Raw genomic sequence first — 9,483 nt, 5'->3', positions numbered from 1 at the left:
GAGGAGGGGGTGGGTGGCGTAGGGGGGCTCCTCGACGTCCGTCAGGAGGCGCTGCACGGCCTCCGTGAACGTCTCGTGGGCCGCTTCCAGTTCGTCGTGGGACTCCAGGGACTCCGCGACGATCACCCACGGGGCCGGGTCCTTGGGGGCCGACACCCGGACGCCCTCGATGATCGCGCGGGCCTCGGCCTCGTGGCCGTACTCCCAGAGGTTCGAGGCCTTGAGCGCCCGTACCAGGTGGGGGTTCTCCAGGCCGTCCGGGGAGGACAGCAGGCGGTCGTAGAGCGTGGTCGCGGTGGGGCGGTCGCCGGAGAGTTCCAAGTGGGCCGCTGCCCGCAGCAGCAGGGCCTCGGCGTCCTCGGGATACAGGCCGGCGGTCCGCTCCAGGCGTGCCGCCTCGGCGGTGTGGTCGACGTTTTCGGCAGGCGTGTCGGGGCGCATGGGGGACACCGTACTGCCGGGAGGTGACGAGCGTGAGAGATGTGCAGGCCAGACCCGATATCGAGGCGCCCGGGGGACCCAGGGCGCCCCGGGTGTCGCGGCTTCTCTCACGCTCGGCGCAGGCCTACTGCGTTACTCCGTCTATTTGGAGCGTTTGGACTGACTTCGCCGCGAAGGGGACAGCTATGGACTTGCCGGACAGGCGGATGTCCGAACGGGCCGTGTAGAGGTCGCCGCCGCCCGTCGTGACCGTGTTCCAGCGGGGGACCAGGCCACCCGAGCCGCCCGTCACCGTCGCGAAGCGGGAGAGGTCGAAGGTGAGGGTCTGGGCGGACGCGGAGGTGTTGACCGCCACGATCACCAGGCGGCGGGCCGTCGCGTCGTACGCCGCCACCGCGTAGTCCACGCCCGTGTCCAGGATCGTCATGCCGGGGCGGATGTGGCGGCTGAACTGGGCCATCACATAGTGCTTGGTCTGGACGGTGGTCGGTTGGAGGGTGTTGGCGTCGTAGGCGATCATCGCCCAGCCGCTTGACGGGTCCATGACCTGCCAGTAGCACCAGGCCGTGGGGTGCAGCCAGCGGAAGTCGAGGCAGAGGTTGGAGGCCATCGTCAGGCCGGTGCCGTCGCTGTCGCCCGTCTCGGAGTTCCACAGCTTCTTGCGGGAGGTGGTGACCACGTCCGTGTGGAGGAGGTCGCGGCGGCCGCCCGAGCCCTGGTAGCCGTGCACATTGACCTGGGACACCAGCGCCTTCGTCGACGTGCCGAAAGATCCCCAGGTGGAGCGGGCCGTGTCGTAGTTCGTCTCGTCCGAGGCCGCGATGCGGATGCTCGTCAGGCCGCGCTTGTCCAGTTCGCTGCGCATGTGGGGGAGTACGGCCGCCTGGACCGCCGGGTCCATGTGGCAGCCCTCCTGGGTGCCGGTCGCGGTCCACCAGGTGGAGGCCGGCTCGTTGAAGGGGTCGACCGTCGCGAAGTTCACGCCCCAGTTGTTCTTCGCGTACAGGGCCGTCGCCGCCAAGTGGCTCGCGTGCTGGCGGTAGTTCCAGGTCTGGAGGTTGTTGCCGCCGCCCGCAGCGCCCGAGGGGTTGTGGTTGGAACACATCCACCACATGGGGGAGTTGGCGAAGAGTTCGGTGATCGCGCCACGCTGCGTGGCCTTCACCAGCATCGCGCGCTGATTGGCGTCCGCCGTCCACTTCCACGCCGAGGACGTGGGGTCCTCGTTGCTCCAGTCCTGCCAGAAGCCTTCGATCTGCTTGAAGGCGGGGATGTTGGGCGACTTCACCATCGTCTCGCCGCCGACGCTGTTGGAGCTGCACGCGCCGAGGTTGTAGCGGGCGATGTTGAGGCCCAGGCCGGGCAGGGAACGGCCGTTGTACGTGACGGACTTGGTGGTGAAGAACAGGTCGGCGAAGTCGTCCCGGGCACCGAAGACGTTGGCCCACCAGGCGAGGGAGGTGCCCCAGCCCTCCCAGGTGCCGTACGTCGTCGACGGGTTGACGGCGATCGTGGCGTCCGCGTGCGCGGTGCCCGTCGCCAGGGCGCTGCCGAGGAACGTTCCGCCTGCTGCGGCCAGCAGACTTCTGCGTCGGATCACGGCTCCTCCGTAAGGGAGTTGGGGGCGGGCGCCGGTCCCCGGCCCGGCGCACAGGGGTGTCCCCGTGGTTGGTGACGAGAAGCATCGGGTGTGGCGGGTGGGTTGTCGAGAGTTCTGACGAACCTTTCTCAAACCCGTGTACGAAGTCGCGGGCCCGGGTGGGAGGGTGGTCCTGTATAACGGACGGCAGGACGTACGCGCGTATGAAGGGAGGGGCAGTTGTGAGCCGGAGCCGGGCCACCCTGCGTCCCGTCCTCGCGCTGCTCTTCCTGCTCGTCGAGGTGGCGCTGCTCGACACCGGCAGCCTCACCGCCACCGTCGCGCTCGCCGCGACCGCCGCCGCCTCCTCCGCCCTCGCGCTCTGCGCCGTCATCGCCTCCCGCTGCGCCCCCACCGTGCCGCGCACGCGGGTGCGTACGGCCATCCGCGACCGGGACCGGCGTACCGCCTTCCTGCCGCAGCGCGATCCCGACGCCCGGGGGCGCACCCGGCCCCGGGCGCCCGGTCACGCCCTCCGGGCGACCGTCGCGTAGGGGCGTATCCACACCTGGGTGACCCCGCGCGGGTCGTCATGCCGCCATGACCTGTTCCGGCACGACGAGACCCCCGGAGGGCTCACCCATGTCCGTCTTCGCCAACCTGGTCGAGCACCTTGCCGACCTGCTCCAGCCGCTGTTCGGCGCCTCGGCCGCCGCCGCGGCGATCGTCCTGTTCACCGCGCTCGTACGACTCCTCGTCCACCCCCTGTCCCGGGCCGCCGCGCGCGGCCAGAAGGCCCGCACCGCGCTCCAGCCGAAGATCGCCGAACTGCGCAAGAAGCACGGCAGGAATCCCGAGAAGCTCCAGAAGGCCGTGCTGGAGCTGCACGCCGAGGAGAAGGTGTCGCCACTGGCCGGCTGCCTGCCCGGGATGCTCCAGATTCCCGCGTTCTTCCTGCTCTACCACCTGTTCTCCAGCGACACGATCGGCGGCGAGGCCAACGGGCTGCTCGGCCACCAGTTGTTCGCGGCCCCGCTGGGGGAGCGGTGGACGGACGCGCTCCAGGGCGGTGTCCTCGGTGGTGCGGGACTCGTCTACGCCGGGCTGTTCGTGATCGTCGGATGCGTCGCCGCGTTCAGCTACCGGCTCAGCAAGCGCACGATGGCCGCGAACCCGGCTGCCCAGGTCGGGGACGGGGAGCAGCTGCCCGCGCTGGGGGCGGTGACCAAGGTGATGCCGTTCATGTCGTTCTTCACGCTGGTCACCGTGGCGGTCGTGCCGTTGGCCGCCGCGCTCTACGTCGTGACCAGTACGACGTGGAGTGTCGTGGAGCGGGCCGTGCTGTACAGGTGACCGGGCGGGCGGGGTCCAGTACGTGAACGGGGTATTGCGGAGTGCACGCCCAGCTTGGAGGATCGACCAGTCCTCCGATGGCTGCCCCGCCGCACCCGGGTCGCGCGCATCGGCCGGGCGCCCGCGATCGAGGGAGACTGATCATGAAGCTGCTGCGAGTCGGTACGGCGGGAGCGGAGCGGCCCGCGCTGCTCGACGCCGAGGGGGCCCTGCGGGACCTGTCGGGTGTCGTCGCGGACATCGACGGCGCGCTGCTCGCCGACGAGGAGGCGCTCGGCCGGGTCCGGGCCGCCGCCGACGCCGGTGATCTGCCCGTGCTGGACGCCGCCGGGCTGAGGGTCGGGCCGCCGCTGGCGCGGATCGGCAAGATCGTCTGCATCGGGCTGAACTACCACGACCACGCCCGTGAGACCGGCGCCGAGCCGCCCGCGGAGCCGGTCGTCTTCATGAAGGCCCCGGACACCGTGGTCGGGCCGAACGACACGGTCCTCGTGCCGCGGCGGGCCCTCAAGACGGACTGGGAGGTCGAGCTGGCCGTCGTCATCGGGCGTACGGCGCGGTACCTGGGGTCCGTGGAGGAGGGGCTCGCGCATGTCGCCGGGTACGCGGTGGCGCACGACGTGTCCGAGCGGGAGTTCCAGATCGAGCGGGGCGGGACCTGGGACAAGGGCAAGAACTGCGAGACGTTCAACCCGCTGGGTCCCTGGCTCGTGACGGCGGACGAGATACGCGATCCGCAGGGCCTGTCGCTGAAGCTCTGGGTCAACGGGGAGCTGAAACAGGACGGGACGACGGCCGAGCAGATCTTCTCGGTGGGTGAGGTCGTGCGGTACCTCAGCCAGTTCATGACGCTGTACCCGGGCGATGTGATCAACACCGGTACGCCGGCCGGCGTAGCACTGGGAGCGCCCGAGCCGAAGCCGTTCCTGAGGAGCGGGGATGTCGTGGAGCTGGAGATCGAGGGGCTCGGGCGGCAGCGGCAGGAGTTCAAGGACGCCTGAGGGGCGGAGGCAGCAAGGATCCAAGGGCGTTTGAGGGTGGGCAGCGGCAAGGATCCAAGGACGCTTGAGCGGTGAAATGCGCCCCCCGGCGCAGTTGAGCGCGATAGGAGCGCGTGCACTGCGCGCGCTCCTATTCGGCCTCTCATAGCGCTCGATGTGTGGAAATCAGCCAGTACGGTTGGCGACCGGGTGGACTGATGCACGGCGGGCTCCGCAGCGGCGGCTCCTGCGCCGATCTCGCACCCTGAACGCCGAACGGGGAGCACCATGCGGGTACTTGCGGAACGCTACGAGCTGATCGAGGAAGCAGGACGTGGCGGCATGGGCCAGGTCTGGCGCGCCATGGACCGGGAGCTCGGCCGCGTCGTCGCCGTGAAGATCCTGCCGCCGGAGCTGACCAGGCACGAGGAGTTCCGGGTCCGGTTCCGCAGGGAGGCCCGCACCATCGCCTCGCTCAGCCACCGCAACATCGCCGTCCTGCACGACGTCGGCGAGGACGTCCGGGACGGCGGCGAGACGACCCCGTTCCTCATCATGGAGTTCATCGACGGCCGCACCGTGGCGGACGCACTGGCCGAGGGGCCGTTCACGGTCGAGCGTGCCCTCGACGTCGGCCGGGGCATCGCCGAGGCCCTCGCCCACAGCCACGGTCAGGGCCTGGTCCACCGGGACATCAAGCCCTCCAACGTCATGCTCACCTCCGAAGGCGGGGTCAAGGTCCTGGACTTCGGGATATCCAAGGTGGTGGCGGAGACCACCACGCGCCTGACCGCGACCGGCATGACGGTCGGGACCCCGGCCTATCTGTCACCGGAGCAGCTGACCGGCGGAGCGGTGGACGGTCGCTCCGACCAGTACTCCACGGGTTGCCTGCTGTACGAACTGCTCACGGGGCGGACGCCGTTCAGCGGCGACTCCCCGTTCGCGGTGATGCACCAGCACATCAGCAGGGAGCCCGTCGCCCCGTCCGAGCTGCGGCCGCTGATCCCGGCGGCGGTCGACGAGGTCGTACTCCGGGCGCTGTCGAAGGACCGGGAGCAACGCTTCGCCGGCATGGGCGAGCTGCAGCAGGCCCTGGCCCGCGCGGGGAGCGGAGTCCCGGCCCTGCCGGCGATGCCTCCGGCGCCGCCGGTCCCGCCGCCGTCGGGAACGGGGCCGGGGCGGACGATGCTGGCCGAACAGCCCACCCAGGCCGCGTCGTTGCCGAAAAGGGCCACCGCCGCACCGCCCCCGCGGCCCGTCGTCGATCCGGTCGAAACGGTTCCCGACGAGGACGACCAGGCCCCCGACGCCTCGTCCGCGGCGACGGCCACCGGCTCCGAGCCGACCGGCTCCCAGCGGACCGGCTCCCAGCGGACCGGCTCCGAGCGGACCGGCTCCGAGCGGACCGGCTCCGAGCGGACCGGCTCCGAGCGGACCGGCTCCGACCCGACCGGCCCCGAGCGGACCGGCCCCGAGCGGACCGGCTCCGAGTGGACCGGCTCCGACCCGACCGGCCCCGAGCGGACCGACCCCGAGCGGACCGGCTCCGAGTGGACCGGCTCCGACCCGACCGGCCCCGAGCGGACCGACCCCGAGGCCGCGTCGCCCCGGCGCGGATGGCGCCGGCTCCCGGCCGGAAACCGCGCCGTGGCCCTGCTGGGGCTCCTGGTCTCGGCCGTGGTCGTCCTCGTCCACCAGGACCTCGATCCGTCGAGCGACCACCTCGTGCCGCTGGCGGTGGTCGCGATCCTGGGAGTGGCCGCGTTCCGCTGGCTCCCGCTCACGTCCACCCTGCTGTGGTGGGGCGCCGGCGCCATGGTCATCGCGGGTGTCCCCGCCGGGGCGCCGTCCGACGAGAGCGACTACGTCTACGTGGACGACACGGACTTCGACAGCTCCCTCTACTACTACGGCATCTACTACGAGGACTACTACGAACTGGACGAGGACCCCTCCGGGCACACGCTGTTCGAGCAGGGGTACGACGGAGAGTACGAGCCCGCCTCGGCCATGGTCTCCATGGACTACACGGGACACGAGCCGATGTCGGTCCTCGCCGTTCCGGTCCTCGTCCTCGCCGTCCTGTGCCTGCTCCGGACGCTGCGCTCCGGGCGGCAGTCGGCTCTCATGGCGGCCGCCGGCATCACGCTGGCCGGGCTGGGAGTGAGCTGGCTGGCCGAAGGCAGGGACGACCAGGTGGTGTGGTTCTCCATGGCCTGGGGGCTGACCGCGCTCGTGGCTGTCGTCCAGGAGCTGCGCGCCCGCAGGCGGGGGCCGGGGCCGCGGCGGCCCCGGCGCCGACTGCGGTTCGTCGTCGCCGAGTAGGAAAGGCCCGCACACCGGCCGGTGAACCGCGCGGCTTCGGCGGCTGCGGGCCGTCCGTGGCTCGTCGCGCGGTTCCCGCGCCCCTGAGGTGAGCCTCAGTCCAGCAGCGTCGCCACGTCGCGCCACGCCTTCCGGGGGAGGGCGTCCCGCGGCTCGTCGCTCACCACCTGAAGGGCCACGTGGTCCGCGCCCGCCTCGAAGAACGCGTCGATCTTCGTGCGGATCGCCGCGTCGTCGCCCCAGGCGAACAGGGCGTCGACCAGGCGGTCGCTGCCGCCGTCCAACAGATCGTCCTCGGTGAAGCCGTGCCGCAGGAAGTTGTTGGTGTAGTTCGGCAGCGGGAGGTAGAGCTCGAGGAAGTCGCGGGCCAGGGCGCGGGCGCGGTCCGGGTCCGTCTCCGGGACGACGCCCAGCTCCGGGGCGAGCAGCGGGGCCCCGCCCAGGATCTCGCGGGCGTGCGCGGTGTGCTCCGGGGTGACCAGGTACGGGATCGAGCCCGCCGCCCGGTCACGGGCCAGCCGGAGCGACTTCGGGCCGAGCGCGGCCAGGAGGCGCCGCTCCGCCGGCACTCCGGCGGCGTCCAGGCCGTCGAGGTACTCGACCAGGGCCGAGTAGGGGCGGGCGTACTGCTCCACCCGCTTGGCGTGGCTCACCCCGAGGCCCAGCAGGAACCGCCCGGGGTGGGCCGACTCCAGCTCCGCGAAGGCCGCGGCGGCGGCGTCCGGTTCGTGCTGCCAGATGCTCTGGATGCTGGTGCCGACCGTGAGCTTCGAGGTCGCCTCGATCAGCGGGGCGGCGTTGACGGCGGAGCTGTTGCCGCCCAGCCAGAGGGCGCCGTAGCCGAGCTCCTCCAGTTCGGCGGCTGCCTCGGCGAGTTCGCCGCGCCGGTCCGGGTCCTCCGAGCGCAGACCTACGCTCCAGATGCCGTACCGGCCGACGGTCTCCTTCAGGGGGGTGGTCATCGGTGGGTCCCTCCGGTTGGGGCGCCGTGCTTGATCACGCGTACGCAGGTGCCAACCGGAGGGAGTCCCCGGTCATTCCGGGTGTGGGACCTGGAGGTCCTGGAAGCGCTCCAGCGCCTCGACGACGAGCCGGTGGTCCTGGAGCTGCGGCAGCCCGGACACCGTCACCGCGCCGATCACGCCCACGCCCTCGACGGTGATCGGGAAGGAGCCGCCGTGGGCCGCGTAGGTGTCGGGGTCGAGGCGAGAGGACTCCTCGAACGTGCTGCCCTTGGCGCGGAAGCGGGCGCCGACCAGGTAGGAGGCGGAGCCGTAGCGCTCGACCACCCGGCGCTTGCGGGCGATCCAGGCGTCGTTGTCCGGGGTGGAGCCGGGCAGCGCCGCGTGGAAGAGCTGTTGGCCGGCGCGGTGGATGTCGATGGCGACCGGGGCCTGCCGCTCCCGGGCCAGCTCGACGAGGAGCGAGCCGAGCGCCCAGGCGTCGTCGTACGTGAACTGGCGGAACACCAGCAGGCGTTCCTGCTTCTCCAGCTCCTCCAGGCTCGGGGTGAGCTCCGGGTGGAACTTCGGGGTGAGCCCCTGGCTGTGCGAGGGGTTGCTCTTCTGGGTCACAGGGTCACCGTCACCTTCTCGAGGGCCGAACGACGGGCGGCCTCCAGTACGTCCAGGGCGGCGGCCGCCTCCCGTGCGGTCACCGGGTTCGGGGCGCCCTCCAGCAGGGCCTTCGCCACGGCCGCATAGTAGGCGGGGTAGTCGCCGGGGAGGGTCGGTTCGGCGCGTCCGCCGCCGGTCACCGGGGACTCGCCGGAGCCCACGCGGCCCCACAGCGACTCGGGCTCCACACCCCAGCCGGGGCCGGGGCGCAGGCCGTCCCGGAGCGCCGCCTCCTGGGGATCGAGGCCGTACTTGACGTAACCGGCGGTCGAGCCCAGGACGCGGAAGCGGGGGCCGAGCTGGGCGGTCGTCGCGGAGACGTAGAGGTGGGAGCGGACACCACTGGCGTGCGTGATCGCGATGAACGTGTCGTCGTCCGTCTCGGCGCCCGGGCGGCGGATGTCCGTCTCCGCGTACACGGAGGCCGCCGGGCCGAACAGGACCAGGGCCTGGTCCACGACATGGCTGCCGAGGTCGTAGAGCAGACCTCCGATCTCTGCGGGGTCGCCGGACTCGCGCCAGCCGCCCTTCGGCTTCGGACGCCACCGCTCGAAGCGGGACTCGAAGCGCCACACCTCGCCCAACTCGCCCTCGTTCAGCAGCTTGCGCAGGGTGAGGAAGTCGTTGTCCCAGCGGCGGTTCTGGAAGACGGAGAGCAGCAGTTCGCGCTCCTCGGCGAGGGCGGCGAGCTCACGGGCCTCGGCCGCGGTGCCCGCGACGGGCTTGTCGACGACGACCGGCAGGCCGGCCTCCAGCGCGGTCCTCGCGAGCGGCACGTGCGTCTTGTTCGGGGACGCGATGACGACCAGGTCCAGCTCGGCGGCCCGGTCGAACAGCTCGTCCGGTGTGGCGGCGAGGCGGACGTCCGGGAACTCGGCACGGGCCTGCTGCTGCCGGTCCGGGTTCGAGGTGACCACCGTGTCGAGGGCGAGGCCCTCCGTGGCGGCGATCAGCGGGGCGTGGAAGACGGAGCCGGCGAGGCCGTAGCCGACGAGGCCGACGCGAAGGGGCGAGCCGGAGGCTGTGCCGAGGGGTGTGCCAGTCATGCCACCCACTTTCGCAACGCTGTTGCCAAAGTGCAAGCGCCGGGGACAATGGGGGTGTGAAGAGGGCGGACGACCGTACGGGCGGAGTGGGCGGCATGCGCGGGACGGGAGGCGCGGGGGCGGTCGGCACGGCCGGGGTC

The 9,483-nt window shown here is 71.8% G+C and carries 8 protein-coding genes and 1 pseudogene; 4 read left to right on the top strand and 5 right to left on the bottom strand.

Annotated elements, in window-relative coordinates:
* Positions 1–441, bottom strand: a pseudogene (locus K4G64_RS36455) (hypothetical protein); the annotation flags it as partial.
* A 124-nt stretch (positions 442–565) separates the two neighbouring features.
* Positions 566–2,041 (bottom strand): beta-1,6-galactanase, encoded by a 1,476-nt coding sequence (locus K4G64_RS36450; protein WP_221760172.1) that lies wholly within the window; start codon positions 2,039–2,041, stop codon positions 566–568.
* 203 nt (positions 2,042–2,244) lie between these two features.
* Between K4G64_RS36450 and K4G64_RS36445 the strand changes: the two genes are divergently transcribed.
* The 4 genes from K4G64_RS36445 (at position 2,245) to K4G64_RS36430 (ending at position 6,681) form a co-directional block, all read left to right on the top strand.
* Complete coding sequence (locus K4G64_RS36445; RefSeq protein WP_221760171.1) at positions 2,245–2,574, top strand: DUF6412 domain-containing protein; 330 nt, start codon at positions 2,245–2,247, stop codon at positions 2,572–2,574.
* A gap of 88 nt (positions 2,575–2,662) precedes the next feature.
* Positions 2,663–3,373, top strand: a complete 711-nt coding sequence (locus tag K4G64_RS36440) for a YidC/Oxa1 family membrane protein insertase (RefSeq protein WP_221760170.1) — start codon at positions 2,663–2,665, stop codon at positions 3,371–3,373.
* A gap of 143 nt (positions 3,374–3,516) precedes the next feature.
* Positions 3,517–4,374: a fumarylacetoacetate hydrolase family protein gene (locus K4G64_RS36435; RefSeq protein WP_221760169.1), complete on the top strand. Its 858-nt coding sequence runs from the start codon at positions 3,517–3,519 to the stop codon at positions 4,372–4,374.
* Between the two features lie 267 nt (positions 4,375–4,641).
* Positions 4,642–6,681 (top strand): serine/threonine-protein kinase, encoded by a 2,040-nt coding sequence (locus K4G64_RS36430; protein ID WP_221760168.1) that lies wholly within the window; start codon positions 4,642–4,644, stop codon positions 6,679–6,681.
* A 95-nt stretch (positions 6,682–6,776) separates the two neighbouring features.
* Here K4G64_RS36430 and K4G64_RS36425 read toward each other — a convergent pair whose 3' ends face one another.
* From K4G64_RS36425 to K4G64_RS36415, 3 genes are all read right to left on the bottom strand, one after another.
* The gene (locus K4G64_RS36425; RefSeq protein WP_221760167.1) at positions 6,777–7,643 is read right to left on the bottom strand and encodes an LLM class F420-dependent oxidoreductase; all 867 of its coding nucleotides are present in this window, start codon (positions 7,641–7,643) and stop codon (positions 6,777–6,779) included.
* Positions 7,644–7,715: 72 nt separating this feature from the next.
* Positions 7,716–8,255, bottom strand: coding sequence for a heme-degrading domain-containing protein (locus tag K4G64_RS36420; RefSeq protein WP_190899222.1), 540 nt, complete (start codon positions 8,253–8,255; stop codon positions 7,716–7,718).
* Positions 8,252–9,343, bottom strand: a complete 1,092-nt coding sequence (locus K4G64_RS36415; RefSeq protein ID WP_221760166.1) for a Gfo/Idh/MocA family oxidoreductase — start codon at positions 9,341–9,343, stop codon at positions 8,252–8,254. The genes K4G64_RS36420 and K4G64_RS36415 overlap by 4 nt, the downstream gene beginning before the upstream one ends.
* Between the last annotated feature and the right edge of the window lie 140 nt (positions 9,344–9,483).

The organism is Streptomyces sp. WAC04114, assembly GCF_019733245.1.
GTDB lineage: Bacteria > Actinomycetota > Actinomycetes > Streptomycetales > Streptomycetaceae > Streptomyces > Streptomyces massasporeus_A.
The sequence above is the reverse complement of the archived record's forward strand: the minus strand, read 5'-3'. Positions and strand labels throughout refer to the sequence as shown.

Excerpts from the sequence above, each read along its gene's own strand:
- K4G64_RS36445 (WP_221760171.1), top strand. The coding sequence starts at position 2,245 with ATGAAGGGAGGGGCAGTTGTGAGCCGGAGCCGGGCCACCCTGCGTCCC.
- K4G64_RS36440 (WP_221760170.1), top strand. The coding sequence starts at position 2,663 with ATGTCCGTCTTCGCCAACCTGGTCGAGCACCTTGCCGACCTGCTCCAG.
- K4G64_RS36435 (WP_221760169.1), top strand. The coding sequence starts at position 3,517 with ATGAAGCTGCTGCGAGTCGGTACGGCGGGAGCGGAGCGGCCCGCGCTG.
- K4G64_RS36430 (WP_221760168.1), top strand. The coding sequence starts at position 4,642 with ATGCGGGTACTTGCGGAACGCTACGAGCTGATCGAGGAAGCAGGACGT.
- K4G64_RS36425 (WP_221760167.1), bottom strand. The coding sequence starts at position 7,643 with ATGACCACCCCCCTGAAGGAGACCGTCGGCCGGTACGGCATCTGGAGC.
- K4G64_RS36415 (WP_221760166.1), bottom strand. The coding sequence starts at position 9,343 with ATGACTGGCACACCCCTCGGCACAGCCTCCGGCTCGCCCCTTCGCGTC.